Origin of the sequence: Kribbella sp. NPDC056861 (genome assembly GCF_040687575.1) — a bacterium.
Classification (GTDB): domain Bacteria; phylum Actinomycetota; class Actinomycetes; order Propionibacteriales; family Kribbellaceae; genus Kribbella.
In genome coordinates this window covers 19,441-45,421 of sequence record NZ_JBFBNQ010000003.1, presented here as the reverse complement: position 1 = coordinate 45,421, position 25,981 = coordinate 19,441, and the positions used below count along the sequence as shown (strand labels likewise).

Genomic DNA, 25,981 nt, shown 5'->3' with positions numbered 1-25,981 from the left:
GAGTCAGGCTAGAGGATCAGTTCAGGTGGGCTGCGGCGGCTCGGGTGATGCGTTCGAAGTTGGCGGGCTTGATGCCTTTGCCCATTTCGCCGAAGGCGAGGACGCTGACGATCTTGTCCTTGACCGTGACGGCGTAGGGGAAGCCGCCGTCCTCGCTGCCTGGGTCGGATGGGAGTGGATAGTCGTACCAGCGGAGGAGTTGGGTCGCGTTGCCCAGGGGGAGGCCGCGGTTCTCGGTGAGTTTGCGGGCGTGGGTGGGGGCGGGGAGGGCCGATCGGCAGGACTTGATGGTTTTGAGGATCTGGTCGTACGCCGCCCGCGCGGCCTTCGCATCGGCGTACCGGGTGATCCATTGGCCGCCGGAGGCGTCGAGGTCGCTGACGAAGTTGCGGTTCAGGCTGCCGAGCGGGTTGTCGCCGCGGGTGGAGGCGCGGCCGCAGATCGGGGTGCTGGCGGTGCCGCCGGTGGCGGCCCAGCCGCGGTTCGGGTCGGCCTTGGACAGCTCGGGGCCGGTGAGCAGCAGGGCGGTGGTGAGCTTGGGCGGCTTGGTGGGCGAGGTCGTCGGCGCGCCGGGAGTCTGCGGGCCAGTGGGCCCGGTTGAGGGCTTCGGCGGCGTATTGACCGGCTGGCCGGTGCGCGTCGGCGCGGGCTTGGCAGGGAGGCTCGACGTCCCGGCAGAGGGCGCGCCGTTCCCGGCCGGCTTCGTATCGTTGCCGCAGGCCACCAATACCAAGCCCACCATGGCCACCCCGGCCACCAGCGTCGAAACCCGTGCGGACATCAACACTCCCCTACCGGTTCAGGCGCGGCGCCGGCCGTCCAGGCCGACGGTGGACAGCCGCGCGATCAGGGTCCGCGGGATGTAGCGAGCGCCGGCCACGATCAGCTTGTAGCGCCAGGACGGGATCGAGATCGACTTGCCCAGCATCAGGTCGGCCCAGGCCGCGTCGACCAGTTCGGTCGCATCCAGCCACATGAACGACGGGATGATGGTCTTGTCCATCTCCATCCGGGCGTGGAACTCGGTGTGCACGAAACCCGGGCACAGCGCCATCACCGCGACGCCGCGGGAGTGCAGCTCGATCGCGAGACCGGCGGAGAAGTTGGTCACCCAGGACTTGTGCGCGCTGTAGCTGCCGCGCTGCAGGAAGCCCGCGACCGACGACACGTTCACGACCGCACCGGAGCCGCGCTCGATCATCGGCAGCACGGCGGCGTGCGTGAGCCGCAGGACGACGCGGGTGAGCAGGTCGAACTGCTTCTCCTCGACCTCGATCGGGTTGGCCCAGAAGGGTTTCTTCTGCCCGAAGCCGGCGTTGTTGACCAGTACCTCGATCGGCCCGGAGCGGAACCGCTGCTCGACCACGGCGAGCTGGTCCGGCTCGGTCAGATCGGCCGGCAGTACTTCGCAGGCGACCCCGTGCAGCGCGGTGATCTCGGTCGCGACTTCCTTCAGGCGCGCCTCGTCGCGCGCCACCAGCACCAGGTCGTAGCCCTCGATCGCCAGCTTGTCAGCGAAGGCCCGGCCGATCCCGGCAGTAGGTCCAGTGATGAGCGCGGTCGCCACAGCTTCGTTCCTCCCGTCGATGACCGGTCCAGTCTGTCACTACTCTGGGCAGATGTTCGCTGATGTCGACACCTGGGTGCTGGATCTGGACGACACGCTCTATCCGCCGAGCACCGGGCTGTACGGCCAGATCGGGGTCGGCATCCGCGACTACCTGACCGCGTTCTTCGGGGTGGACGAGGCCGGTGCCCGCCGCAAACAGGCTGAGCTGATCGCGGCCCACGGCACCACCCTGCACGGCCTGATCAACCTGCACGGCGTGGATCCGGCCGACTACCTGGCCTTCGAGCGACACCTCGACTACTCCGTACTACGCCCCGACCCGCGCCTGGCCGAGGCACTCGCGGCCCTACACGGCCGCAAGTTCGTCTTCACCAACGGATCGGCGTACCACGTGGAACAGGCGCTCCCCCGGCTCGGCCTCAGCGACCAGTTCGACGGGTACTTCGACATCCTGGCCGCCGGACTGACGCCGAAGCCGTACCCCGAGAGCTACCAGCGGTTCATTCGACCGGTTCGCCATCGACCCCACCCGGGCCGCGTTCTTCGACGATCTGGCAGTCAACCTGACTGTGCCGGAGGAGCTGGGCATGGCGACCGTTATGGTCGGCGGCGACGCCACACCCGGCACCGCGCAGTACGAGGTGATCGCACCGCGGCGGTGGCGGGTGTGGGACCTACCGGCTTTCCTTCACTCCTTGACCGCGCCCGCGGTCAGACCCTCGACGATGTAGCGGCTGGCGAAGGCGAACAGCACCATCGTCGGCAGGATCGACAGCACCGCGGCGGCCGACATCGACCCCCAGTCGATGTTGTAGCTGCTGATGAACCCGTTCAGCGCGGCCGGGATCGTCTTGTTGCTGTCGCTGTTCATCAACGTGACCGACAGGAACAGCTCGTTCCAGCAGTTCACGAAGTTGAAGATGAACGACGCCGCGATCCCCGGGGTCATCACCGGCACCAGGACCCGGAACAGCGCCGACAGCCGCGAGCAGCCGTCCACCATCGCCGCCTCCTCCAGCGAGGCCGGCACGTTCTCGAAGAAGCCGCGCAGCATCACCGTGCAGAGCGGGATCGAGACCGCGACGTAGACCAGCACCAGGCCCCACCGGTTGTCGACCAGGTAGAGCTTCGTCATCAGGATGTAGAGCGAGCCGAGCGCGATGAAGCCGGGAATCATCTGGGTGACCAGGAAGGCCCCCATCACCGCGCCCTTGGAGACGAACTCGAACCGGGCCAGCACGTACGCCGCGAGCAGCGAGATCACCGTCGCGAACGCGGCCGCGACGAGCGACACGATCAGGCTGTTGACGACGTACACGCCGAAGTTCGACTGCTCGAACAGGCCCTGGTAGTTGGCCAGCGACCAGTCCGAAGGCCAGTACTTCAAGGGATAGGCGAAGATCGTGCCCGGTTCCTTGAACGACGTGACCAGGATCCAGTACAGCGGGAAGATGGTGGCCAGCAGGCACAGGCCGAGCCCGATGAACCGCGCGATCCGGCCGCCGGTGCTGTAGTCGCGGATCATCGCATCGCCTTCTTCGGCCGGATCGACAGCAGGTAGAAGATCGCGAACAGCATCAGCACGAAGACCACCATCACGCCCATCGCCGAGGCCCGTCCGTAGTCACCCTCCTGGGTCACCTGGATCATGTACGACGTGACGATGTGCGTCTCGTTGGCCGGGCCGCCCCCGGTCATCCCGAAGATCAGCTCGGGTGAGTTGAAGATCCAGATCACCCGCAGCAGCACGGTCAGCGCCAGCGTGGTCCGGATCGCCGGGATGGTGATGCTGAACAACGTCCGGACCTTGCCGGCGCCGTCGATCGCCGAGGCCTCGTAGAGCTCCTCCGGCACCGACTGCAACGCGGCCAGGATCATGATCGCGAAGAACGTCACGCCGTACCAGACGTTCGCGATGATCACCGCGACCATCGCGTACTTCGCGTCCGCCAGCCACGGCACCGGCGTGCTGATCAGGTGCGTCTTCATCAGCAGGTCGTTGATCACCCCGAACTCGCCGTTGAACATCCAGCGGAACAGGATGCCGATCAGGAACCCCGACACCGCCCACGGGTAGAACACCAGTGCCTGATAGGTCCCGCGGAAGCGGAACCTGCGCCGCAACCACAGCGCCATCGTGAAGCCGATCAGGAACTGCGGCACCAGCGAGCCGACCACCCAGACGACCGAGTTCTTCACCGTGCCGCGGAACATCTCGTCGTGCAGCAGCGTGCTGAAGTTCTTCAGCCCGACCCACGAGGTGTCGGACAGGTCGTTCAGGTTGTAGTTGCGGAACGCCATGCTGATGCCGTTGGCCAGCGGGTAGTAGGTGAACATCCCGACGAAGACGATCGCCGGCGCCATGAAGAGGAACAGGGTCAGCGCGGTCCGCCCGGTGAACTGGCGGCGGCGGGTCAGTTCCCTGCCCACTTCTTGGTCCAGTACTCGTCCCAGCTCTTCGCGATCTCGGCCGGCTGGGCCTTACCGGTGATGAGTTTCTGGACGTCGGCGTCGGCCTTGTTGCCCCACTCGGTCGACCACGGCACGCCCCGCGGCTGGGTCACCACCACGTAGGTGTCCGGCGAGGAGTTCATCGCGACGTAGGAGGCCCACGGGCCGTCCTTGAAGTACGGGTCCTCGGCGGCGCTCTTCAGGATCGGGACCAGGCTGTTCTCCTTGGAGAACGTCATCGCGGAGTCACCCGAGGTGAGGAACTTGACCAGCTCCACCGCCTCCTTCTTGTGGGTGCTGCCCTCGGCGACACCCCAGCCGGCGTTGGCCAGCGGCTGGGCCGCCTTGCCGGTCGGGCCGACCGGGAGCGGCGCCGTGCCCCACTGGTCCTCCTTGATGGTCTTCGACTCCTTGACCGTCGCGATCACCTCGGGGTCCTGGAGCAGGAAGCCGGTGGTGCCGGAGGTGAAGCCCTGCACCATCTCGGGGTAGCCCCAGCTCACCGAGGACGGCGGCGACGCGTTCTTGAACAGGTCGACGTACAGGTTCAGCGCGTCGACGGCCTTCGGGGACGAGAAGATCGTCTTGCCGCTGGTCAGCTTGAACGCGTTGTCCTTGTTGATGTCGTCGATCACGTAGCCGGAGATCACCGCGATCGCGTTGCCGGCCGCGCCGAGGCCGCCGCGGAACGAGTAGCCGTAGCGGTTCTTCGACGGGTCGTTGATCTTCTTGGCCTGCTCGACCAGCTCGGCCCAGCTCTTCGGCGGGCCGCTGAAACCGGCCTGCTGGACCAGGTCCTTGCGGTAGAACAGCGACAGGCCGTAGAAGCCGTACGGCACCATGTACGACTTGCCGCCCTGCTGGGTCACCTTGAGCGCGTTCTCGGTCAGCGCGCCGAGCCCGTCCCAGCCCTTGAGGTCGGGGGCCATGTCGTAGATCCACTTGTTGGTGGAGAACGGCCCGACGGTGGTGTCGCGGACCTCCAGCACGTCGACGCCCTTGCCGGACTGGAGCATCTGCTGGATCTTCTGGTCGGCGGTGTTGGTCGGCGGCGAGATCAGCTGGACCTTGACGCCGGAGTTCTTCGCCTCGAAGTCGGCGATCAGCTTCTTCAGCAGCGTGGTTCTGGTCGGGTTGGTCAGACTCTCGACCATCTGCAGCTTGACCTCACCGCCCTGGGCCTTCTCGGCCGGGCCGGGGCCGCACGCGGTGGCCGCGGCGACCAGGGCGACCACGACGGCGAGAGGTGCGAACATCTGTCGGTAGCGCATTGGCACTTCTCCTCAGGGGATGTGGGCCAGGGGGAAAGAAACTTTGCTCTGACATCTGATGAATCGTTAGTGCGATCCCAGCAGATTACGCAGAACTGCGCTCTGACGACAAGGTCTAGACGATCACGTGACCGCAAGTGGTCTGAGGACTTACTCTCTGAGTAGGTCTTCGAAGGGGAGGTGCTGATGGCAGCGACGGACAAGGCGCTGGCCGGGCTGCGGCAGATGATCGCGTCCGGCGAGCTGGGGCCGGGGGCGAAGTTCCCGCCGGAGCCGGAGCTCTGCGACCACCTCGGGGTATCCCGCAGCTCGTTGCGCGAGGCGGCCCGCTCGCTCGCCGCGCTGGGTGTGATCGAGTCGCGGCACGGCTCGGGCACCTACGTCTCGGCGCTGGACCCGGCCGAGATCATCAGCCGGTTCTCGCTCTCGGTCGACCTGATTCCGCTCGAAGGGGTGCTGCAACTGCTCGAAGTACGCCGGGTACTCGAGGCGCACGCGACCGCCGCGGCCGCGGCCCGGCAGGATCCTGAGCTGGAGAAACAGTTGGGCGACATCCTCGACCGGCTGGAGGCGACCACCGACGCGGCGGAGATCCAGGCCCTGGACGCGGAGTTCCACGGCACCATCTGTACTGCGGGTGGCAATCCGACCGTCACCGCGCTGACCGGCGTGATCCGGGGTCGCGGCGGGCACTACCGGATCTTCGAACCAGGCGCTGATTTCGACGCGATCAAGCAGACCAGCGACCGCGGCCACCGCGCGATCCTCGCCGCGATCGCCCACCGCGACCCGGCCGCCGCCGCCACCGCCGCCTCCGCCCACATCGCCCAGACCGAGCTCTGGCTGCGCGCGCTGCGCCCGGTGCCGCAGGTAGCTCTCGGCGAAGACTGAGGCATTGCTGGGGCAACTCGGCGCCGTGATGATGGTGGAGTGCCCTCTCTCACCGCGGGACGCCGATCGGTTCGCTGGCTGACCGCGGGCGCGATCGTGCTGATCGTGGTCGGTGTCTCGCTCTTGATCCCCGGCTCGACCGAGGACGCCGCCTGCACGCTGAACGCACCCGCCCGGATCGCCGTCGACCAGGCCGAGCTGGAGTTCACCGCCACCAAGGTCTGCACCGGTCGAGGGCCGAGCGACGTCACCTGGACGGCGGCGGTCGGGTCGACCGAGACGAGTGAGCTGCGGTTCCGGCGTACCGACAGCGCGGTCGCGCAGGTGTTCTCCAATGATCCGTTCGGGCAGTGGACCTGGACGGTGACCAGGACCGATCGGTCCGGGGCCGACTACAACGCGCCGGTGACCGAGGTCCGGGCCGGGTCGACGGTGACCGTGGCCGCGGCGCGGCAGGCGAGCTCGGGGACCGAGGTCACCTTCCAGGTCAACCGCTACGACCCGAAGGCGTCGGCGATGGTGCCGTGGGCGGGAGCGACCGCCACGATCGAGTCCAGGAAGGCTCCGGCGGACGACAATGCACCGTTCGCGCCGGCGGGAAGCGCGACCAGTGACGGCGAGGGGATCGTCGTGCTGACGTTGCGGCCGCGGGTGGATACGCAGTACCGGGCGCGGTTCGCTGATGCGGCCGAGGTGTTCGGGGCAACCAGCGACTACGTGTTCGTCGGTCGCTGAGGTCAGGCGAAGGCGATCGCGACAATGCCGGCCAGTACTACGGCACTGCCGAGCAAGCGCCGTCGCGCGCCGGCCTCACCGAGGACGAGCCAGGCGGCGAGACCACTCAGGACGATGCTCACCTCTCGCGCAGGCGCCACCAGACTCACCGGCGCCAGGCGCATCGCGAACAGGACCAGCAGATAGGCGATCGGCGACAGCAACCCGACGATCAGCACCTCGCGTTTGTTCTCCTTCCACAGCAGGCGAAGCGGCTCGCGGTCGCGGAGCACCTTGGGCGCCAGGAAGGCGCTCTGCAGCAGGGAGCCGGTGGCGAAGTAGATGATCGGCGGCACGGCCAGCGTCGTGACGGAGTACGCGTCCCAGAGTGTGTAGGCGGCGATCAGGGCACCCGTCGCTACGCCGTACGTGACTCCGGCCCGGACTCCAGGCTGTCTGGGGCGTCGCATGCCACCACCGCTGATGGTGAGTACGCCGGTGACGATGAGCGCGGCGCCGGCCAAGCCGATCGGGCCCGGGCGTTCGTGGAGCAGGACAACGGCCAGCAGTACTGACAGCAATGGTCCAGTCCCCCGCGCCACCGGATAGACCACGGAGAGGTCGCCGACGTCGTACCCGCGTTGCAGGACGAGGCCGTAGCCGATGTGCAGTACTGCGGTGATGACGGCGGCCAGCAACCAGTTCCAGTGCGGTCTCGCGTCCGTGACGAGCAGCGTGATGACTAGCGCGGGCAGCAGGAAGACTGCGGCGGCCGAGTAATAGGCCCAGACGAAGGTCGCGCCGCCGTGGCGGACCCGCTTCGCCGCGAAGTTCCAGGCCGCGTGCAGGACCGCGGCGACCAGGACGAGGGTGAGTGCTTGGCCGTTCATCGAGACTCTTCTGGCACTCCTCGCACACTACCGAGAGCGAGGGTTGCGCGGAAATTACTTCCATCTGTCGAAATCTTGCGGAGAACAGTCGGCGTGCGTAGTGTCCGGGCTCAGTACGGCACCGCCTGTGGGGCGGCCGTGAGTTCGAGGGGGATGTCGCCCGTGTCCCAATTCTTTGTCCGTCGCCGCCCGATGGTGATCGGCGCCGTGGTCGGCGCTCTGCTCGCCGCATCCGGTCTGTCGGCCGCTGCCACCTCCACGACCGGCACCGGTCGTCCCAGCCATCCGCCGCAGGCCGCTCCCGTGGTGACTCGCGCCGGACTTGATCCCGCGCTGGTCCAGGGGCGCGGCGCGACTGTCCCGTTCGTCGAGCAGGAGGCGGAGAACGCCGCCACCACCGGCGAGAAGATCGGGCCCGGTCGCGAGGCCTACACCCTGCCCGCCGAGGCGTCGGGGCGTACCGCAGTACGGCTGACTCAGGCTGGGCAGTACGTGGAGTTCACGCTGTCGAAGCCGGCCAACGCGTTGACCCTGCGCTACAGCATTCCCGACTCCGCGACCGGTGGTGGACTGCGGTCCCCGCTTGACGTTCTGGTGAACGGCAAGCGCGCCAAGACCATGACGCTGACCTCGGAGTACGCCTGGCTGTACGGGATGTACCCGTTCTCCAACAACCCCGATGTCGACCCGAACCCCGGTTGGTGGAAGCCCGAGCCGGATCCGGTCACCAAGCCGTTCCGGCCGAACCATTTCTACGACGAGCAGCGGCTGCTGCTCGGCAAGACGGTGAAGGCCGGGGAGAAGATCCGCTTCCAGCTCCCCGCCGGGGCGCCGGCCGCGTGGACTGTGCTGGACGTCGCCGACTTCGAACTGGTCGCCGCTCCGATCCGGCAACCCGCTCGCTCCTTGTCCGTCAGGCTTTTCGGGGCCGACCCGACCGGTCAGCGGGACGCGGCGCCGGCGATCGACCGGACCATCGCGGTCGCCAAGAAGCTCGGCTGGTCGGTCTTCATCCCGCCCGGCACCTACCAGGTCAACCGGCACATCATCGTGGACAAGGTCACCGTCCGGGGCGCCGGCAACTGGTGGACGATCATCAAGGGCAAGGTGCTGCCGCTCGCGCAGCCCGCGCCGGACAAGTCGGTGCACAGCGCGCCGGGCTTCTACGGCAAGTACGCCGACGCCGGCGGCAGCACCAAGGTGCACCTGTCCGACTTCGCGATCGAGAGCGACGTCCGGGAGCGGATCGACACCGACCAGGTGAACGGGATCGGCGGCGCGATCGGCGGCGGGTCCACGATCCAGAACCTGTACCTGCACCGCACCAAGGTGGGGATCTGGCTGGACGGCCCGATGAGCGGGCTGCTGATCCGCAACAACGTCATCACCGACCAGGTGGCCGACGGGATGAACCTGCACCTCGGGGTCTCGAACGTCCGCGCCACCAACAACTTCATCCGCAACACCGGTGACGACGGGCTGGCGATGTGGTCGGAGACCAACGCCGAAGGTCTGGTGAACCACAACAACGTCTACGACCACAACACCGTGCAGACGCCGACGCTGGCGAACAACATCGCCATCTACGGCGGTCGCGACAACGCGGTCACCGACAACCTGGTGGCCGACCCGCTCCGCGAGGGCAGCACGCTGCACGCCGGCTCGCGGTTCGGCTCGACGCCGTTCGAGGGCACCCTGTCGTTCGCCCGCAACACGACGGTGCGCGGCGGGCCGCGGGACCTGAACTGGGACCTCGGCCTGGGCGCGATCTGGCTCTACGCCCTGCAGTCGAACATGTCCGGCAAGATCGAGGTCACCGACAGCTCGTTCCTGGACTCGACCTACAACGCGTTCATGTTCGTCGTCGACTGGCCGGTCAAGGACCAGTACGCGCTGACGAATGTTGCCTTCCGCAACATCAAGGTGGACGGCACCGGCACCAACGTGGTGAACGCCCGGGTCGGCGGCTGGGCCACCTTCGAGAACGTCGACGCCCGCAACGTGGGAGCGCCGTTCGTCAACAACTGCGGCACCTTCCACTTCACCGGTACGCCGGAGTTCGACGTACGGCTCGGCGCTGGTAACGACGGCAACTGGACCGCTGACGCCGGCGCTCCGGGCCACTGCGAAGACCGTCCCCCGGTGGTTCCGCCGGCTCCCCCGAGCCCCTGGAACTGACCCCTCCCCCTCCGCCGGCTCAGGCAGCAATGCCTGAGCCGGCGGGTTAGGGTCGGAGGCATGCGCGAACACGCTCAGCGGCTGCAAGGACTCGGGACCACGATCTTCGCGGAGATGTCCGCGCTGGCGGTCCGAACCGGTTCGGTCAACCTCGGTCAGGGCTTTCCCGACACCGACGGCCCGGACTCCCTGCTCGAGGACGCCGTCGCCGCGATCCGCGCCGGCGCGAACCAGTACCCGCCGGGCCGCGGCATCCCCGCGCTGCGGCAGGCGATCGTCGATCATCAGCAACGCTTCTACGGCCTCAGCTACGACCCGGACACCCAGGTGCTCGTCACCACGGGTGCCACCGAGGCGATCGCCGCCGCGCTCCTCGCGTACGTCGAGCCAGGCGACGAGGTGATCGCCCTCGAGCCGTACTACGACTCGTACGCCGCCTGCATCGCGATGGCCGGCGGCCGCCGCGTACCGGTCACGCTGCGCGCCCCCGACTTCCGGCTCGACCTCGACGAGATGCGCGCCGCGGTGACGCCGCGCACCAAGGTGCTGCTGATCAACTCGCCGCACAACCCGACTGGCACCGTGCTCGACGACGCCGAGCTGCGTGGCATCGCGGCGATCGCGGTCGAGCACGACCTGGTGGTGATCACCGACGAGGTCTACGAGCACCTGATCTTCGACGGGCTGCAGCACCGCCCACTGACGGCGTACGAGGGGATGGCGGAGCGGACCGTCTCGATCGGCAGCGCCGGCAAGACCTTCTCGGTCACCGGCTGGAAGATCGGCTGGGTCACCGGCACGCCTGAGGTGGTCACCGCGGTCAACACCGCCAAACAGTTCCTCACCTATGTCTCGGGCGCGCCCTTCCAACCGGCCGTCGCCGGAGCCCTTGCTCTAGGCAACGACTACTTCGACGCCCTGCGCGCCACCCTGCAGGCCAAACGCGACTACCTCTGTGACGGCCTGCAGTCCCTCGGCTTCGGCGTCCACCGCCCGCAGGGCACCTACTTCGTCACCACCGACATCCGCCCGCTCGGCCACACCGACGGGATCGACTTCTGCCGGCTGCTGCCCGAACGCGCCGGTGTCGTCGCCATTCCCACCCAGGTCTTCTACGACAACACCGAAGCCGGCCGACCGCTGGTCCGCTGGGCGTTCTGCAAAAAGCCCGAAGTCCTGGAAGAAGCCCTGTCCCGCCTCGCGAAACTCTGACCCCGGCTCAGTCCGGCAGGTCGGCGATCCGGTCGGCCACCCGCTCCAGGACGACGAGTTCGTCGGCCGACAGATGGTCGACGAACCGGTCGCGCACCGACTCGAGATGACTCGGCGCGACCTCCTCGAGCAGCGCGAACCCCGCCTCGGTGAGGTGGTAGATCGAGCCGCGCGCATCGGCGGGATCCGGCTCGCGCTCGATCAAGCCGCGGGCCTCCATCCGGCCCGCGTGATGCGACAGCCGGCTGCGCGACCACTGCATCTTCTCCGCGAAGTCCCGGAGCCCCCAGCGCCGTCCGGGCTTCTCCGACAGCGTGCTCAGTACTTCGTAGTCGGCACTGGAGAGCCCGGCCTGGTTGAGGTCGCGCGCCAGCCGCGACGGCAGCACGGTGAGCAGCCGTCGTACCGCTCGCCAAGCGCGTTCCTCGTCGGCGGTCAGCCAGTTGGTCCCGGTCACCGGCCCATCCTACTTCTTCTTTGACATGTCACAGAAATTCGCTAAAGTCTTAGACATGTCAATGAAAATCCTGCTGGTCATCGCCAGCACCCGGCCGGGCCGGGTCGGGCCCGCCGTCGCGGATTGGTTCCGCCGGTCGACCGAGCCGACCGTCGCCGAGCTTGACCTCACGATCGAGGTGGCTGACCTTGCCGAGGTCGGCCTGCCGTTCCTCGACGAGCCGGAGCACCCGTCGACCGGGATCTACCAGCACGAGCACACCCGGGCTTGGAGTCGTCAGGTGGAGGCCGCCGACGCACTCGTCTTCGTCACCAGTGAGTACAACTTCGCGATGCCCGCGACGTTGAAGAACGCCTTCGACTATCTGAGCCGGGAGTGGGCCTGGAAGCCCTGCTTGTTCGTCGGCTACGGCAACACCTCGGCCGGCTCCCGCGGCGTCCAGATGGCCCGTGGCGTGGCGACCTCGCTCCGGATGCTGTCGATCGGCGGTGACGTCTACCTGCGACTAGCCGACGACCTGGTCGACGGCGAGGTAATCGACACCGACCGCCGTACGAACCACGCCCAGCGAGCCCTCGAGCAACTCACCCGCGCCGCCGAGGTGATGCGCCCGCTGCGCGGCGAGGACAGGCAGATCGTCCCAGCAACGCCACGGGACGTCGCCGAGCTCGTCGTCCTGCAACGCGCCTGCTGGGTGGACGAGGCCATCGTGAACCAGATGCTCGACCTGCCCGCCCTGCACGAGTCCGCGACCGACGTCGAAGCGGGCCTCAGCGACTGGTCCACCTGGGTGATCCGCAGCGGTGGTCGCCTGATCGGGTCCGTCCGAGCCAAGCGCGAGGGCGACGACTGGCTGATCGGCCGCTTGATGGTCGCCCCCGACCAGCGCCACCAAGGCCTCGGTCAACGCCTCCTCGCCCACGCGGAGACCCGAGCGCCTGAAGGTGTCACCGCCGCCACCCTGTTCACCGGCGCTCGTAGTACGGCCAACCAGAAGATGTACCAACGCGCCGGCTACCACCTGTCCACGGACGAGGCCCCACCCGGTGCGGTCACCCTCCGCAAGCCACTGTCATAACGTGGCCCGGAAGTGCAGGACGACATGCTCAAGAGCCTCGGCGACGAGCTTCTCGTCGTCATAGAAGGCCATCTGGTCGCCCGTGAGCCAGACGAATTCACTCGGTGCCGTCAGGCCGGCGTGGAATCGGCGGGCTCCGTCGGGGATGGCGCCGTCCTCGCTGTGGACCAGCAGAGTTGGAACTCGCAGAGCAGGTGCGGTCGGGATCGCGGAGTAGGTCAGCCACTCCGGCCAGGCCATCACGGCGAACTTGTTCGGCCACTGCGGTACGGCGCCCCGCTCCGGGTCGAGGTAGTACTCGAACGGGCCGTACATCGCCGCCGTCGGATCGGTGCGACTGACTGCCGGGACGTACTCCACCTCGTCGGTCGCCTCGTACCGCAGCCGCGCCGCTTCACCGGCAGCCATCCGCTCGTCCACACCTTCCTTACCGCCATAGATCACCTCGACCAGCTCCGCATCGTGCAACCACGGCGCGACGAGAGCCAGCGAGCGAACCCGGGAGTCAGCTGCGGCACTGTCCGCGGCGTACCCGGCGCTCGCGCAGATCCCGAGCGCACCGATCCGGTCAGCCCGTACGTCGGACCGTCTCGCGAGGAAGCTGATCGCGTGCTGGAGATCACGAGTTTTCAGCGCCGCCGACTCGGTGTCGCGTGGCTGCCCTTGCGAGGCCCCGGTCCCGGTGAAGTCGAAGGCCAGAGCGACATACCCGTACTCCGCCAGCGCGCGTGCGTGGAGTCCTGCCATCTGCTCCTTGACCGTCAGCCAGGAACCGGACACGACAACCGCCGGCCAGGGCCCATCGCCGTCCGGCCGGTACAGGTGCCCGGCCAACTCGTTGCCATCAGCATCAAATGTGACCAGCTCCGGCTCGCTCATCCGGCGCCTCCGGCCAAGGTCATCAGGTGCTGGTTGCCGTCGCCCCAGGTCGCAGTCATGGTGACCGCCGAGATCAGCCATCCGGCATCGGACCGGACCAGTTCGAACCGGTAGTCGCCGCCCAGGGTCCACAACGATCCACCCGCGGCACTGCTCAGCCGATGGGTCGCCTGGAAGGCGGCCGTACAGACTGCGGTGTCGCCGGAAACGGTGACCAGCTGATTGGTGATCAGGTGTTGGGTCACGTCGAACCCGGACAGGAATCCGGCCCAGGCTCCGACGATGTCGTCGGCGGCCACATGTGCCGGTTCGCCGCCGTTGAGGCTGGTGTAGTCGACCAGGATTTTCTCGGTGAACAGGCCTCGCAACTCCTGCCACTCCTGGTGATCGACGTGCCAGGCGAACCGGGTGCATCGCTCGATGATGTCTGCTTTCTCTGTCATGGCTCGAGTCTTCGGGAGCGAATCGGACCGAACAACGACGATCTTCCAATGGCCCGATCACTGCCGCTAATCGATCAGTCGGCAGCCCGGGCCGCCGATTCGACGAACGCGCGGATGGTGGCGTTCTCCGCGCCGGCCGCCCAGACCGGGACCACGAGCATGGGCGGCAGGCCCACCAGCGGAACCATCGTCAGCCCGGGGAACGGATGGGCGGCGAGCGCGGACGCCACCGTGCAGTGGATCCCGTGCCCCCTGGCGACCAGCGCGAGGATGTCCTGGATGGTCAGCTCGGATCTGCCGGACAGGCTCAGCACGTCCCGCTCGGTTCGCCTGATCACGCGTCCGTCAGGCGTCCGCGGCGGCACCCAGAAGTCCCGGTACTCCGGCGCCCAGGCATCGCTGGGATTCAGCAGCACGTAGTCGGCGAGATCGTCGAGGTGCACCTGCTCGCGGCCGGCCAACGGATGATCGACCGGTACGACGACACCGCGCGGCACGCGCCGAAGTACCGGTCCGTACCGGCGGCCGGCCAACTCCCGGTTGGCTTCCGGCGCCCAGACCAGGCCGACGTCGGCCGGACCCGGCAACACCATCCCCTGAGCCTCTAGCGGAAGGCTCACCATCGCACTGACCACCAACCCGCACTGCGGTTGGTCCTGCTCGAAGCCGGCCACCACGCGGGTCACCAGGTCGGCGCCGATCGCCGGCATGTAGCTCAGGTGGAGGTCGGCCGCCACACCCCTGGCCGCTGCGCGCGCAGTACGGAGTGCGGCTGTCAGTGCGTCGTACCCGGCTCCCGCCGCCGCTCGGAAGTCGGCACCGAGCGGTGTCAGGGCGACACTTCGGCTGGTTCGGGTGAAGAGAGCGGCGCCCACCTCGCGTTCCAGGCTCCGGATCAGTTGGCTGACCCGTCCCTGGCTGAGGTGGAGCCGCTCAGCGGTCCGGCCGAAGTGCAGCTCCTCGGCCAGGACCAGGAACACCTCGACCTCCCGAAGCTCCACGCCGGTCTCCCCACTCAGCTGCCGAATCGGTCATTGTCCCCGGCAGAGTGGATTTGTCCCAGCTGGTGGCAGCAACAGGACAAGGTCAGCGCGGGCCCTGGAACCAGCGTTTCGTGGGTTCTTGGAGCATCAGGTAGAGCAGCGTGCCGTGCAGGGCCAGGCCAAGCAGGGATGCGGGCAGGGCGGTGATGCCGCCGCCGATCCCCAGAGCGGCTACGACGATCAGCAGCGTGCGGGCCCAGCGGCGGCGTTTGCGGAGGAAGATCGCCGGGAGGATGTACGCGAGGCTGGTGACCAGGATGACGCCGACGACCAGGCCCTTGGCGTCAGGGTCGCCGGTCAGGACGTTAGCGATCTCGGCGCCGGCCGAGGTGAGGGCGAAGAGGCCGAGCAGCACGCAGAGGGCGCCGAGGCCGAGTGAGATGGCGGCGGCGATCCGCACCTGCTTGGGCGGCGCGGTCAGGTCGGGTGCGTAGGAGTACGGGTTGGGACCAGGCTGTCCGCCGTACGGCGGCTGCTGGGGTGGCGGCTGCTGGCCGGACGAGCCGTAGACGCCCTGGTAGGGCCCCGGCCGCTCGTCGCCGTACTGGTCGCTCATCTCCTACACAGTTCCTTCCACCCGATACCCCCACCCCGATCCTCCCAGACCCACGCAAAACCACCCCGTACCTCGCAGGCACGGGGTGGTTCAGGAGCAAGCTCAGGCGGAGGTGACCTCGAGGGCGTCCTTCGCCTCGCTCAGCCGCACGTGGACCGTGTCGCCGTCGCGGATGGCGCCGGACAACAGGCCCCGCGCCAACTCGTCGCCGATGGCCGACTGGACCAGCCTGCGCAGCGGGCGCGCGCCGTAGACCGGGTCGTAGCCGGTCATCGCGAGCCACTCCATCGCGTCCTCGCCGACGTCCAGCGTGATCCGCCGGTCCAGCAGCCGCTTCTGCAGCGCGACGATCTGCAGCCCGACGATCTTGGTCAGCTCCTCGCTGCCGAGCGCGTCGAACAGCACGATCTCGTCCAGCCGGTTGATGAACTCCGGCTTGAACGCGGTCCGCACCACGTTCATCACCTGGTCGCGCTTGACCGCGTCGTCGACCGACATGTCCGCCAGGTACGCCGAGCCGAGGTTGCTGGTCAGCACCAGGATGACGTTGCGGAAGTCGACCGTGCGGCCCTGGCCGTCGGTCAGCCGCCCGTCGTCGAGCACCTGCAGCAGGATGTCGAAGACCTCGGGATGCGCCTTCTCCACCTCGTCGAGCAGGATCACGGAGTACGGCCGACGCCGCACCGCCTCGGTCAGCTGCCCGCCTTCCTCGTAGCCGACGTAGCCGGGAGGCGCGCCGACCAGCCGCGACACGCTGTGCTTCTCCCCGTACTCCGACATGTCGATCCGCACCATCGCGCGTTCGTCGTCGAACAGGAAGTCCGCCAGCGCCTTGGCCAGCTCCGTCTTACCGACGCCTGTCGGCCCGAGGAACAGGAACGAACCGGTCGGCCGATCCGGGTCGGAGATGCCGGCCCGCGCCCGCCGGACGGCGTCGCTGACCGCCTTGACCGCCTCGCGCTGACCGATCAGCCGCTGACCCAGCTCGTCCTCCATCCGGAGCAGCTTGCCGGTCTCGCCCTCGAGCAGCCGCCCGGTCGGGATGCCGGTCCACATCGCGATCACCTCGGCGATCTCGGTCGGCCCGACCTCCTCGTTGACCATCGCGTCCGGGCCGTCCGCGACCGGCTGCTCGGACGCCTCTTCCAGCTCCTTGGCCAGCTGCGGCAGCTCGCCGTACAGGATCCTGGAGGCGGTCTCGAAGTCACCGTCACGCTGGGCCCGCTCGGCCTGGCCGCGCAGTTCGTCGATCCGCTCCTTGATCTCACCGACCCGGTTCAGGCCGGACTTCTCCTTCTCCCAGCGCACCTCGAGCGCGCGCAGTTCCTCCTCGCGATCCGCGAGGTCGGCGCGCAGCCGGGCCAGCCGGTCCTGCGACGAGGCGTCCTCCTCGCGCGACAGCGCGAGCTCCTCCATCTTCAGCCGGTCGACGGTACGCCGGAGCGAGTCGATCTCGACCGGCGACGAGTCGATCTCCATCCGCAGCCGGGACGCGGCCTCGTCGACCAGGTCGATCGCCTTGTCTGGCAGCTGCCGGCCGCTGATGTAGCGGTTCGACAGCGTCGCTGCCGCGACCAGCGCGGAGTCGGAGATGGCGACCTTGTGGTGTGCCTCGTAGCGCTCCTTCAGCCCGCGCAGGATGGCGATCGAGTCCTCGACCGAGGGCTCGCCCACGAACACCTGCTGGAACCGCCGCTCCAGCGCCGGGTCCTTCTCGATGCGAGTCCTGTACTCGTCGAGCGTCGTCGCGCCGATCATCCGCAGCTCGCCGCGGGCCAGCATCGGCTTCAGCATGTTGCCGGCGTCCATCGCGCCCTCGCCGGACGCGCCCGCGCCGACCACCGTGTGCAGCTCGTCGATGAACGTGATGACCTGGCCGTCCGACTCCTTGATCTCGGTCAGCACCGCCTTCAGCCGCTCCTCGAACTCACCCCGGTACTTCGCGCCGGCCACCATCGCGCCGAGGTCGAGGCTGATCAGCCGCCGGCCGCGCAGGGACTCCGGCACGTCGCCGGCCACGATCCGCTGAGCCAGCCCCTCGACCACAGCGGTCTTGCCGACACCGGGCTCACCGATCAGCACCGGGTTGTTCTTGGTCCGCCGGGACAGCACCTGCACCACGCGCCGGATCTCCGAGTCGCGCCCGATCACCGGGTCGAGCTTGCCGTCGCGAGCCCGCTCGGTCAGGTCGACGCCGTACTTCTCCAAGGTCTTGGTGGTGCCCTCGGCCTCCGGCGAGGTGATCCGCCGGTTGCCGCGCATCCCGTCGAACGCCTGTAGCAGCGCGTCGGCGGTCACGCCCAACGCGGTCTGCGCGACGCCCTCGACGGTCGCCAGCGAGATCAGCAGGTGCTCGGTGGAGACGAACTCGTCCCCGAGCCCCAGCGCGCGCTGCTCTGCCTGGTTGAGCACGTCGCTCGTCTTCGGCGACAGGCTCGGCGCCTGCACGCTGCCACCGCTCGCCTTGGGCAGGCGACTCATCGCCTCCGCCGTACGACGGCGTACTGCGTCGAGGTCACCGCCGGCTGCCTCGAGGAGACCGACCGTGGTCCCCTCCGGCTGCGCGAGCAGTGCCGACAGCAGGTGAATCGGTTCCACGGTCGGGTTGCCTGCCGCAGACGTCTGACGGATCGCGACCGACAGGGTTTCCCGGGCCAGCGTCGTCAACCGCTGAACATCCATCTGGTTCCAGCCTTTCAAGTTCAGATACAGGTCCTACCAGAGACAACCTATCCAAACTTGAGTCCATTCCACTCAACTCTGTCGAATCCTGGGGAAAAACTCAGGGATTTCCCCAGGCTTCAGCGTTGACCCGCGGTCACCAGGCCGGAGTCGTAGGCCAGGATCACCGCCTGGACCCGGTCCCGCAGGCCGGTCTTGGCCAGCATCCGGCTGACGTGGGTCTTCACCGTGTGCTCGGTCAGGTGCAGCCCGGCCGCGATCTCGGCATTCGAGTTGCCCTTGGCGACCAGGACGAGCACCTCCCGCTCGCGCGCGGTCAGCACGTCCAGCCGGGCCGCCACCGCCGGGTCGAGCCGGTTGTCGGCGAACCGGTCGATCAGCCGCCGTGTCACCGGCGGCGCGAGCAGCGCGTCACCGGCCGCGATCACCCGGACCGCGTTGATCAGCTCGTCCCGCGACGACCGCTTGAGCAGGAACCCGCTCGCCCCGGCCCGCAGCGCGTCGTACACGTACTCGTCCAGGTCGAACGTCGTCAGGATCAGCACCCGCGGCGCGTTCACCTGCGCCGCCAGCCGCCGGGTCGCCTCAATCCCGTCCATCACCGGCATCCGGACATCCATCAGCACCACGCCGAGGTCCAGCACCGCGGCGGCCTTCCGGATCGCGTCCGCCCCGTCAACCGCCTGGGCCACCACCTCGATGTCCGGCTGCCCGTCCAGAATCATCGCGATCCCGTCCCGGACCAGATCCTGGTCGTCCACCACCATCACCTTGATCGGCGGCAGCTCGGCCAGGATCGGCGCCGCGCCATCGCTCATCGGACCGGCTCCGCGGCCGCCGTACCGACGTCCGTCAGCCGTTGCGGATCCGCGGCGGGTGACGCGGCGCCACCGACCGGAATCCAGGCCTCGACGACCGTCCCCGAGCCGGGCGCCGTCCGGACCTCCAGCGAGCCGTGGTGGATGCGGACCCGCTCCCGCATACCGGCGAGGCCGTGGCGGCCGCCCTTGCCCGCCACGGCGAGATCGAAGCCGCGGCCGTCGTCCGCCACCGAGACCGCAATGCCGTCGGCACCGACCCGCACCGTCACCTTCGCCCCCATCGCCTCGGCGTGCCTGGCCACATTCGTCAACGCCTCCTGCACCAGCCGGTACGCCGTGAGCTGGTGACCCACCGGCGGCAGCCCTGGATCGCCGACCAGCTCCAACTCCACCATGAGCCGGTCGTGCGACACATCCCGCACCAACTGCCGCAACTCCGCCAGCCCCGGCTGCGGCGCCAACTGCGGATCCGGTACGCCGTCAGCATCCCGCAGCGCCGACAACAACCGATCCAACTCGCCGAGCGCTCGCCGGCCGGTGTCGCCGATCCGCTGGAACCCCTCCAGCACGTCGCGATCCCCACGCTGCAACAGATCCGGCCCGGTCTCCGCCTGGATCACCATCAGGTTGACCGCATGCGCGACCACGTCGTGCAGATCCCGCGCGATATGCGACCGCTCGGTCAGCACCACCTGCGCCGCGTCCTGCTCCTCGGACCGTCGTTCCAGCTCTGCCTCGCGCGCCGCGGCCACCCGGTTGCGCCGGTAGAGCCGCATCAACACCCCGCCACAGACCGGCAGGGCCAGAGTCAACGACAGCAAAACCGGCCACTGGTGGTCGACCAGACCTTCGTAGACCGGGTTGTGGTACCGGCCGTCGAAACCGTCCAACTCCAGCCAGGGCTTCACCGCCGGGAAGATGATCACCAGCTGCGCGTACCGGATCAGCTCGGCGATCACCGGCGCCGCCACCAGCACGACAGTTGCTATTGGCAACGAGAATCGCACCCGCCGGGAGACCGCCAGCGAGTAGAGCGCCAGCGCCACTGCGCCAAGCACCGCCCAACTGCCGGACATCTGCCAGTAGGTCAGCAGCGCGCCAACGGCCAGTACCACCACAGGCAGGGCCGGCCGGTGACGCCGAAGTACCAGCGTGAGAGCGGAGTAGGCGATGCCGTACGGCATCCAGCCAGGCGCGCTCCACCAGTTGCCCTCGGATACGGAGCGGCAGAGGTCGACGAGGACGAGCGAGGCAGCCAGCATCGCCAGCACCGCGTCGAGTGCGCCGTTCGACAGCAGGAACGTCCGCAGGTCATCGATCCGCTCTCCGGCCGTCCGGCTGACAATCTCCGGCCCGCGGCGGTATCGGTAGGCAATCGCGAGAAGGCCGACCGACAACAGGGCTGCCGAGGCCCACCACGGCCACTGGGATCGCAAGATCCGGTCGAACTCGGCCGACTGGATGCCGCCGATGGTTGTCGATCCACCCTCCGGGTGGTCGACGTGCTGGTAGATCGAGGGATAGATCGCGTTCTCGAAGTCTGTCCACTTGATCCTGGCCACCAGCGGCAGGGCGGCGGTCAACACAGTGAGCGCCAGCGCGGCAGTAGGCCGGAACCGCGATGACAGCGACCAGAGGGCGAGCGCGCAACCGGCGAGCAGTACGTAGTCCTGCTGTCCGACCAACTGCGAGCAGAAAGCCGCTGTCACCAGGCCGATCGCGGCCAGCACCGGGTCGACCCGCCGTACGGCGATCAACGCGGGCGCGATCGCGATGACCACCAGGAGCAGTATCGGGGCGTTGGGCCAGCCACCCGGCTGCTGGATGATCCGCACCTGGGTGATCGCCAGGCCGACGACGGCCAGCAGCACGTCGAACGACCGATCCATCACGAACCCACGGACTCTGGTCATACGTTCGCCTGCTCTTCGGAGTACGGGAGGACGGCGCTGATCGTCGTACCGGTGCTTGGGTGGGAGCTGATGGTGAGTGCGCCGTCGTGGACCCGCACGCGCTCGCGCATTCCGGTCAGGCCGTGCCGGCCGTCGGGCGGGCTGTCCGGGTCGAACCCCTGCCCGTCGTCGGTGACCCACACCCCGACACTGGCAGCGCTCACCTCGACCAGCACCCGTACTCCGCTCGCGCGTGCATGCTTGACCACATTGGTGAGCGCCTCCTGCACCAGCCGGTACGCCGTGAGCTGCACGCCGTCCGGGATCTCCTCGGTGTCACCACGAACCTCCAACGAGACAGGCAGGCCCTGGTCGGACAACCCATCGGTCAGCGGCCGCAGATCCTTCAGCCCCGGTTGGGGCGACAACGACGGATCGGGTACGCCGTGCGCGTCGCGCAGCGCCGACAGCATCCGGTCCAGCTCGCCCAGCGCCTTGCGGCCGGCATCGCCAATCCGCTGGAACCCTTGCAGCACGTCCTTCTCGTCGCGCTGGACGAGGTCCGGCCCCGTCTCGGCCTGGATCACGATCAGGTTCACGTGATGGGCGACCACGTCGTGCAGGTCGCGGGCGATCTGCGAGCGGCCTTCGAGCAGCACCTGGACCTGCTCGCGCTGCTGGTTCTGCTCGATCAACTCGGCCTCGCGCACCGCGGCCAGCCGGTTCTCCCTTGCCAGGCGGACCAGCAGGCCGATCGCGAAGGCGGCCAGCAGCAACGCCGACAACCAGACCGGCCAGGTTCGGTGAAGCATCGCGGTCACCGGTTCGACGCCGTAGCTGACGAAGCGCAGGATCGGCTCGCCCGTCACCAGCCGGCTCAGCAGCGGCAACGCGAGCAGCCCGAGCCCCGCGACGACCAATGACCGTTGCCATGGGCGCCAAACTGCGAGCGAGTAGAGCGCGATCGCGAGCGCCGGTGTCAGCACCCAGTGGGTCTCCGTCATCGGATAGATCAGCAGCCCCACCAGCCCAAGCACCAGGCACGGGATCTCGGGGTAGATCCGTCGGACGGTGAGAGTGGCTGGCGCCGCGCAGGCGAGCAGTAACAGCCACTGCCGGGTGGCAGACCACTCAGGGCCGATCTGCTGGCCGACGACGTCGTAGATGACGCACGCGACCAGGGCGGCGGCCAACACTGCGTCCAGCCACCGGCCGTTGACCGGGTCGGTCACGAAACGCTGGATCGCCCGGAAGGCGGGCTGAGCGACGGCGCGGTACCGCCACGCGAGGCCGAGCAGCCAGGCGCCGATCAGCAGCGGATAGAGCCACGGCGAGAACCACCAGCCGAGCGGGTCGAAGAAGGGTGGGAACCGGTACTCCGGATAGCCCGGCCACGACCAGCCTGCCCACTCGATCCACGGAGCCTTGGCCAGCAAGGTGGTCAGCCGGTACCAGTTGACCAGGCTGACAACGACCGGGAGGGCGAGCGCGACCGCCGCCACGGCTACGGCGTACCGGTAGAGGTCGGAAGCAGCCAGCAGGAAGAGTGCAAGCGCCAGGCAGGTGATCAGCACCCAGGAGTGGCCGACGACGGGGTACGCGAGGGTGCTCGCCAGCGCCAGCGCGGGAGCAGGCAGGAAGGGCCAGCGGCGGCGTACTGCGAGGGTCGCGGGCGCGAGCCCGATGACGACCAGCACCCAGCGGTTGGCGATCCCCCACGGGTCGTCCCGGCCGAGCACGAACAGGTCGGCGACACACAGCGTGGTCGCGACCAGTCCGAGCGCCCGGTCGAAGACCTCCGGCCTGGCCGTGCTGAGTCCACTCACCTGTTCATTCTGCGACTCCGCAGGGGCCTCGGCCGTCACTCTTTGGAGTGATCCCGCATTGCGATCGGTCATCCGTTGCAGTGACCGCGGAGGGCTCTTGACGGCGATGTGCTTGGCGGGGTCCGGAACCGAGGCTCGAAGACATGACCACAAGTCCCGTACTCCGGCCGGTGAAGACCCGGAGCCTGACGCCCCGATCCAGGGTCGCCGCCATCGCCTTGGGCACGCTCGCTTTCGTCGCCGTGTGCCTGGCGCTGTGGCCGCCGACCTCCACGATGTCCGACCTGCGGGTGTACTTCGCCGCGGCCAAGGGCTTCGTCGACGGCGAGGACATCTACACGATCCACCACCAGTACCCGGGGATGGGCCTCGGCTTCACCTACCCGCCGTTCGCGGCGATGATCATGGCGCCGCTGGCGATCGGCGAGCAGTTCGCCCGGTTGCTGATCACGCTGCTGTCGGCGGTGTCGCTGCTGGTCGTCGGGTGGGTGACGATGCGCGCGGTCCGGCCGCAGTGGTCCCGGGACCGGGCGCTCGGTGCTGGGCTGGCCTGCGCCGCGGCCGGGCTGGTGCTGGAGCCGGTGAGCTCCACCTTCGGGATGGGCCAGATCAACCTGGTCCTGCTCGCGCTGCTGCTGGTCGACCTGCTCGGACACACGCCGCGACGGTTCCGCGGGGTGCTGATCGGCGTTGCCACCGGCATCAAGCTGACGCCGGGCATCTTCATCGTCTTCCTGTTGGTCACCCGGCGCTTCCGCGAGGCCGCCGTCGCCTCGGCAGCGACCGCCGGTACCTTGCTGCTGGGCTGGCTGGTGATGCCCGGCCCGACCGTCGACTTCTGGACGAAGTACATCTTCGATCCCGGCCGCCCCGGCCCGGCGCACTACATCAGCAACCAGTCGCTGCGCGGCGCGATCGCCCGGCTCACCGAGAACTCGGTCCTGACCGGCCCGCTCTGGTTGCTCACCGCAATGATCGTCGGCTGCGGCGGGCTGCTGGTCGCCCGCCGCCTGTACGACGCCGGCCGGCCGCTGGACGCGGTGGTGGCCACCGGGATCACCGGGCTGCTGGTCTCGCCGATCTCCTGGTCGAACCACTGGGTCTGGGCTCTCCCCGCCGTCGCCGTGGTGTGGTCCTGGGCCACCCGCAGCCGCGCGCTGCAGGTCTTCGCCGGGATCTGGACTCTGGTCTTCGCCCTCGGACTGCCCTGGAAGGCACCCTGGGCCCACGACCAAGAATTCCACCACAACTTACCGCAGGCGCTCGTCGGCAACTCCTACACGATCGCCGCAATCGCCTTCCTGATAACGGGTTTCATCACCGCCGCCGCTCGCTCCGACCGGGCGCTGCGATGAAGACGATCTACGAAGTGCTGCAACGCAAGCACCTGCAGCTCCTGATGCTGGCAGTCGCCCTCACCCCGCTGCTCTACTTCAGCTGGTCCGGCAATGTCGACCTCAACGTCTACCGGACCGGCGGCTACGCCTGGCTGCACGACATCAGCCTGTACTCCGAGGGTTTCGGGCAGCTCGTTCCGTGGATCGCGTTGCCTTTCACCTATCCCCCACTGGCCGCGGTGCTCTTCGTCCCACTGCATCTGCTGCCGATGCCACTGGCCGATCTAGCCCTCTGCGTGAGCAGCGCGGCGGCGCTGACGGCGACCCTGCTGGTGGTGTCCTCCCGGCTGCTGCAGGGGTGGAGCAAGGCGGCTGCGGCGCTCGGCTTGGGGATGACCGTTGCTGCCTTCGCCTTCGAACCGATCCGGTCGACGATCGGCTTCGGCCAGGTCAACCTCGTGCTGATGGCATTGGTGGCGTTGGACTGTCTGCTGCCCCAGACTCGCTGGCCTCGTGGGGTGTTGGTCGGTCTCGCGGCGGCGATCAAGCTCACGCCTGCTGTGTTCGTGCTGTATTTCCTGGTCCGTCGTCAGTACCGCGAGGCGATGGTTGCGGTCGCGACCTTCGCCGGGCTGGGGGTGCTCGGCTTCGCGTTGGCGCCGCGGGACTCCGCGAAGTACTGGTTCGGGGTGCTGCTGGATCCCAGCCGGATCGGCGGGGCGACCTACTCGTACAACCAGTGTCTGCAGGCGTTTCTCAGCCGGGTGATGGTCGATGGGCCGGTTCGGTCGCTGTTATGGCTCGGGCTGGTGGCGGTGACCGGAGTACTGGCTGCTGTGGCAGCTCGTCGGGCGCGCGCTGCCGGTGACGACGTCCTGGCGCTGCTCGCGATCGCCTGTTGGGGGCTGCTCGCATCGCCGGTGAGCTGGTCGCATCACTGGGTCTGGGTCGTCCCGGCCGCGCTGTACTTCGGCTACCACCGGCACAGGTTGATGCTGTTGGCAACTATTCCGTTCCTGTTCGGGCCGCACGCGCTGCTGGTGCCCGAAGGCCGCGACTGGTCCTGGCCCGAACAGGTCTTCGGCGCCGGGTACGTCGTACTGGGCCTGGCGTTCCTCGCCACCGCCGCCCTGTCGGGGACCTTCCAGGATCGGCGCGACGCGGTCCGGCTCGGTCAGGCTTTGAACTCGGAGGCGCGGATGCGGTAGACCTGCAGATTCAGGTCGTAGTACTTGTCGGTCTCGCCGACCCACTCCATCCCGAGCCGGGCAGCAGTCGCGATCGCGCGCTTGTTGTTCGGCCGGGCGACCGCGAACAGCTCGTCGGTCGAGCCTTCGTCGAACGCCCATTTCATCAACGCCCGGCTCGCCTCACTCGCGAACCCGTTGCCCCAGGCACTCGGCCGCAACTGCCAGCCGATCTCGAGATCCTCCTCGTACGGCGGCAGCAGGCGGATCAGCAGCCCGCCGACCACCACACCGTCCTCCTTCCGCACCACGGCCCACCGGCCGGCCGGTACGACGAAGTTCGGCTGCGCCTCGATCCAGGCGTGCAGGATCACCCGCATGGTCGCCTCGTCGACGACCCGCTCGATCGCCGGCGACAACCACTGAGCCACATCGGCCGACCCGTAGATCTCGAGCGCGGCCGCGGCGTCGTCCTCTTCCCAGTCCCGGATCACCAACCGGTCGGTCTGCACAATGCTCGTCACCCAACCAGAGTAGGCCGCGCCACCCCGGATCCCACGCGATCACGGGTGACCGGCGGGTGAACGCGAGGAAGCCCCCGGA

General features: G+C 68.4%; 23 protein-coding genes and 1 pseudogene. 8 read left to right on the top strand and 16 right to left on the bottom strand.

What is annotated here, in order from left to right:
- Positions 1-16: 16 nt before the first annotated feature.
- Both AB0P21_RS13925 and AB0P21_RS13920 read right to left on the bottom strand, forming a co-directional pair.
- Positions 17-781 carry a hypothetical protein gene (locus AB0P21_RS13925; RefSeq protein WP_363696585.1) on the bottom strand — a complete coding sequence of 255 codons (765 nt, stop codon included), beginning with the start codon at positions 779-781 and terminating at the stop codon, positions 17-19.
- An 18-nt stretch (positions 782-799) separates the two neighbouring features.
- Positions 800-1,567 (bottom strand): SDR family oxidoreductase, encoded by a 768-nt coding sequence (locus tag AB0P21_RS13920; protein ID WP_363696583.1) that lies wholly within the window; start codon positions 1,565-1,567, stop codon positions 800-802.
- Here AB0P21_RS13920 and AB0P21_RS13915 point away from each other — a divergent pair.
- Positions 1,551-2,024: pseudogene (locus tag AB0P21_RS13915) on the top strand (hypothetical protein); the annotation flags it as partial. The gene AB0P21_RS13920 and the pseudogene AB0P21_RS13915 overlap by 17 nt on opposite strands.
- A gap of 234 nt (positions 2,025-2,258) precedes the next feature.
- Here the strand turns inward: AB0P21_RS13915 and AB0P21_RS13910 are convergent.
- The 3 genes from AB0P21_RS13910 to AB0P21_RS13900 are packed head-to-tail and all read right to left on the bottom strand — an operon-like array spanning position 2,259 to position 5,292.
- A complete protein-coding gene (locus AB0P21_RS13910) occupies positions 2,259-3,095 on the bottom strand; it encodes a carbohydrate ABC transporter permease (RefSeq protein ID WP_363696581.1) in 837 nt (278 codons plus the stop codon).
- A complete protein-coding gene (locus AB0P21_RS13905) occupies positions 3,092-4,000 on the bottom strand; it encodes a sugar ABC transporter permease (protein WP_363696579.1) in 909 nt (302 codons plus the stop codon). The genes AB0P21_RS13910 and AB0P21_RS13905 overlap by 4 nt, the downstream gene beginning before the upstream one ends.
- Positions 3,985-5,292: a sugar ABC transporter substrate-binding protein gene (locus tag AB0P21_RS13900; RefSeq protein WP_363696577.1), complete on the bottom strand. Its 1,308-nt coding sequence runs from the start codon at positions 5,290-5,292 to the stop codon at positions 3,985-3,987. Before AB0P21_RS13900 ends, AB0P21_RS13905 begins: the two co-directional genes overlap by 16 nt.
- Positions 5,293-5,478: 186 nt before the next feature.
- Between AB0P21_RS13900 and AB0P21_RS13895 the strand changes: the two genes are divergently transcribed.
- Positions 5,479-6,183, top strand: coding sequence for an FCD domain-containing protein (locus AB0P21_RS13895; protein ID WP_363696575.1), 705 nt, complete (start codon positions 5,479-5,481; stop codon positions 6,181-6,183).
- A gap of 39 nt (positions 6,184-6,222) precedes the next feature.
- Entirely contained in the window at positions 6,223-6,918 is a 696-nt protein-coding gene (locus AB0P21_RS13890) for a hypothetical protein (protein WP_363696573.1), read from the top strand.
- A gap of 2 nt (positions 6,919-6,920) precedes the next feature.
- Here the strand turns inward: AB0P21_RS13890 and AB0P21_RS13885 are convergent, their stop codons facing one another.
- Complete coding sequence (locus tag AB0P21_RS13885) at positions 6,921-7,787, bottom strand: DMT family transporter (RefSeq protein ID WP_363696571.1); 867 nt, start codon at positions 7,785-7,787, stop codon at positions 6,921-6,923.
- 153 nt (positions 7,788-7,940) lie between these two features.
- Between AB0P21_RS13885 and AB0P21_RS13880 the strand changes: the two genes are divergently transcribed.
- Positions 7,941-9,965, top strand: coding sequence for a glycosyl hydrolase family 28-related protein (locus tag AB0P21_RS13880; protein ID WP_363698416.1), 2,025 nt, complete (start codon positions 7,941-7,943; stop codon positions 9,963-9,965).
- 60 nt (positions 9,966-10,025) lie between these two features.
- A complete protein-coding gene (locus tag AB0P21_RS13875) occupies positions 10,026-11,177 on the top strand; it encodes a pyridoxal phosphate-dependent aminotransferase (protein ID WP_363696569.1) in 1,152 nt (383 codons plus the stop codon).
- Between the two features lie 7 nt (positions 11,178-11,184).
- On the opposite strand, the gene AB0P21_RS13870 is transcribed toward AB0P21_RS13875, so the two are convergent.
- Positions 11,185-11,634 carry a MarR family transcriptional regulator gene (locus tag AB0P21_RS13870; RefSeq protein WP_363696567.1) on the bottom strand — a complete coding sequence of 150 codons (450 nt, stop codon included), beginning with the start codon at positions 11,632-11,634 and terminating at the stop codon, positions 11,185-11,187.
- Positions 11,635-11,689: 55 nt separating this feature from the next.
- Between AB0P21_RS13870 and AB0P21_RS13865 the strand changes: the two genes are divergently transcribed.
- Positions 11,690-12,712 carry a bifunctional NAD(P)H-dependent oxidoreductase/GNAT family N-acetyltransferase gene (locus tag AB0P21_RS13865; RefSeq protein ID WP_363696565.1) on the top strand — a complete coding sequence of 341 codons (1,023 nt, stop codon included), beginning with the start codon at positions 11,690-11,692 and terminating at the stop codon, positions 12,710-12,712.
- Here AB0P21_RS13865 and AB0P21_RS13860 read toward each other — a convergent pair.
- The 8 genes from AB0P21_RS13860 to AB0P21_RS13825 all read right to left on the bottom strand — a co-directional run bounded on the left by AB0P21_RS13860 (position 12,707) and on the right by AB0P21_RS13825 (position 22,854).
- The gene (locus AB0P21_RS13860) at positions 12,707-13,591 is read right to left on the bottom strand and encodes a CocE/NonD family hydrolase (protein WP_363696562.1); all 885 of its coding nucleotides are present in this window, start codon (positions 13,589-13,591) and stop codon (positions 12,707-12,709) included. The genes AB0P21_RS13865 and AB0P21_RS13860 overlap by 6 nt on opposite strands.
- Positions 13,588-14,034, bottom strand: coding sequence for a nuclear transport factor 2 family protein (locus AB0P21_RS13855; protein ID WP_363696560.1), 447 nt, complete (start codon positions 14,032-14,034; stop codon positions 13,588-13,590). The genes AB0P21_RS13860 and AB0P21_RS13855 overlap by 4 nt, the downstream gene beginning before the upstream one ends.
- A 74-nt stretch (positions 14,035-14,108) precedes the next feature.
- Positions 14,109-15,035 carry a LysR family transcriptional regulator gene (locus tag AB0P21_RS13850; RefSeq protein WP_363696558.1) on the bottom strand — a complete coding sequence of 309 codons (927 nt, stop codon included), beginning with the start codon at positions 15,033-15,035 and terminating at the stop codon, positions 14,109-14,111.
- Positions 15,036-15,120: 85 nt separating this feature from the next.
- The gene (locus tag AB0P21_RS13845; RefSeq protein WP_363696556.1) at positions 15,121-15,633 is read right to left on the bottom strand and encodes a hypothetical protein; all 513 of its coding nucleotides are present in this window, start codon (positions 15,631-15,633) and stop codon (positions 15,121-15,123) included.
- Between the two features lie 102 nt (positions 15,634-15,735).
- Entirely contained in the window at positions 15,736-18,315 is a 2,580-nt protein-coding gene (gene clpB, locus AB0P21_RS13840) for an ATP-dependent chaperone ClpB (protein WP_363696554.1), read from the bottom strand.
- 119 nt (positions 18,316-18,434) lie between these two features.
- Positions 18,435-19,133, bottom strand: a complete 699-nt coding sequence (locus AB0P21_RS13835; RefSeq protein WP_363696552.1) for a response regulator transcription factor — start codon at positions 19,131-19,133, stop codon at positions 18,435-18,437.
- Positions 19,130-21,049, bottom strand: coding sequence for an ATP-binding protein (locus tag AB0P21_RS13830; RefSeq protein ID WP_363696550.1), 1,920 nt, complete (start codon positions 21,047-21,049; stop codon positions 19,130-19,132). Before AB0P21_RS13830 ends, AB0P21_RS13835 begins: the two co-directional genes overlap by 4 nt.
- The gene (locus tag AB0P21_RS13825) at positions 21,046-22,854 is read right to left on the bottom strand and encodes a sensor histidine kinase (protein WP_363696549.1); all 1,809 of its coding nucleotides are present in this window, start codon (positions 22,852-22,854) and stop codon (positions 21,046-21,048) included. The genes AB0P21_RS13830 and AB0P21_RS13825 overlap by 4 nt, the downstream gene beginning before the upstream one ends.
- Before the next feature lie 143 nt (positions 22,855-22,997).
- Between AB0P21_RS13825 and AB0P21_RS13820 the strand changes: the two genes are divergently transcribed.
- Together AB0P21_RS13820 and AB0P21_RS13815 are read left to right on the top strand one after the other, a co-directional pair.
- The gene (locus tag AB0P21_RS13820; RefSeq protein WP_363696547.1) at positions 22,998-24,209 is read left to right on the top strand and encodes a glycosyltransferase 87 family protein; all 1,212 of its coding nucleotides are present in this window, start codon (positions 22,998-23,000) and stop codon (positions 24,207-24,209) included.
- Entirely contained in the window at positions 24,206-25,399 is a 1,194-nt protein-coding gene (locus AB0P21_RS13815) for a glycosyltransferase 87 family protein (protein WP_363696545.1), read from the top strand. Before AB0P21_RS13820 ends, AB0P21_RS13815 begins: the two co-directional genes overlap by 4 nt.
- Here AB0P21_RS13815 and AB0P21_RS13810 read toward each other — a convergent pair.
- A complete protein-coding gene (locus AB0P21_RS13810; protein ID WP_363696543.1) occupies positions 25,366-25,902 on the bottom strand; it encodes a GNAT family N-acetyltransferase in 537 nt (178 codons plus the stop codon). The genes AB0P21_RS13815 and AB0P21_RS13810 overlap by 34 nt on opposite strands.
- Between the last annotated feature and the right edge of the window lie 79 nt (positions 25,903-25,981).

Coding starts and splice junctions, on each gene's coding strand:
- AB0P21_RS13880 (WP_363698416.1), top strand. CDS start 7,941: ATGTCGCCCGTGTCCCAATTCTTTGTCCGTCGCCGCCCGATGGTGATC.
- AB0P21_RS13845 (WP_363696556.1), bottom strand. CDS start 15,633: ATGAGCGACCAGTACGGCGACGAGCGGCCGGGGCCCTACCAGGGCGTC.
- AB0P21_RS13830 (WP_363696550.1), bottom strand. CDS start 21,049: ATGACCAGAGTCCGTGGGTTCGTGATGGATCGGTCGTTCGACGTGCTG.
- AB0P21_RS13885 (WP_363696571.1), bottom strand. CDS start 7,787: ATGAACGGCCAAGCACTCACCCTCGTCCTGGTCGCCGCGGTCCTGCAC.
- AB0P21_RS13815 (WP_363696545.1), top strand. CDS start 24,206: ATGAAGACGATCTACGAAGTGCTGCAACGCAAGCACCTGCAGCTCCTG.
- AB0P21_RS13925 (WP_363696585.1), bottom strand. CDS start 781: ATGTCCGCACGGGTTTCGACGCTGGTGGCCGGGGTGGCCATGGTGGGC.
- AB0P21_RS13895 (WP_363696575.1), top strand. CDS start 5,479: ATGGCAGCGACGGACAAGGCGCTGGCCGGGCTGCGGCAGATGATCGCG.
- AB0P21_RS13865 (WP_363696565.1), top strand. CDS start 11,690: ATGTCAATGAAAATCCTGCTGGTCATCGCCAGCACCCGGCCGGGCCGG.
- AB0P21_RS13860 (WP_363696562.1), bottom strand. CDS start 13,591: ATGAGCGAGCCGGAGCTGGTCACATTTGATGCTGATGGCAACGAGTTG.
- clpB (WP_363696554.1), bottom strand. CDS start 18,315: ATGGATGTTCAGCGGTTGACGACGCTGGCCCGGGAAACCCTGTCGGTC.
- AB0P21_RS13835 (WP_363696552.1), bottom strand. CDS start 19,133: ATGAGCGATGGCGCGGCGCCGATCCTGGCCGAGCTGCCGCCGATCAAG.
- AB0P21_RS13820 (WP_363696547.1), top strand. CDS start 22,998: ATGACCACAAGTCCCGTACTCCGGCCGGTGAAGACCCGGAGCCTGACG.
- AB0P21_RS13875 (WP_363696569.1), top strand. CDS start 10,026: ATGCGCGAACACGCTCAGCGGCTGCAAGGACTCGGGACCACGATCTTC.
- AB0P21_RS13900 (WP_363696577.1), bottom strand. CDS start 5,292: ATGCGCTACCGACAGATGTTCGCACCTCTCGCCGTCGTGGTCGCCCTG.
- AB0P21_RS13910 (WP_363696581.1), bottom strand. CDS start 3,095: ATGATCCGCGACTACAGCACCGGCGGCCGGATCGCGCGGTTCATCGGG.
- AB0P21_RS13855 (WP_363696560.1), bottom strand. CDS start 14,034: ATGACAGAGAAAGCAGACATCATCGAGCGATGCACCCGGTTCGCCTGG.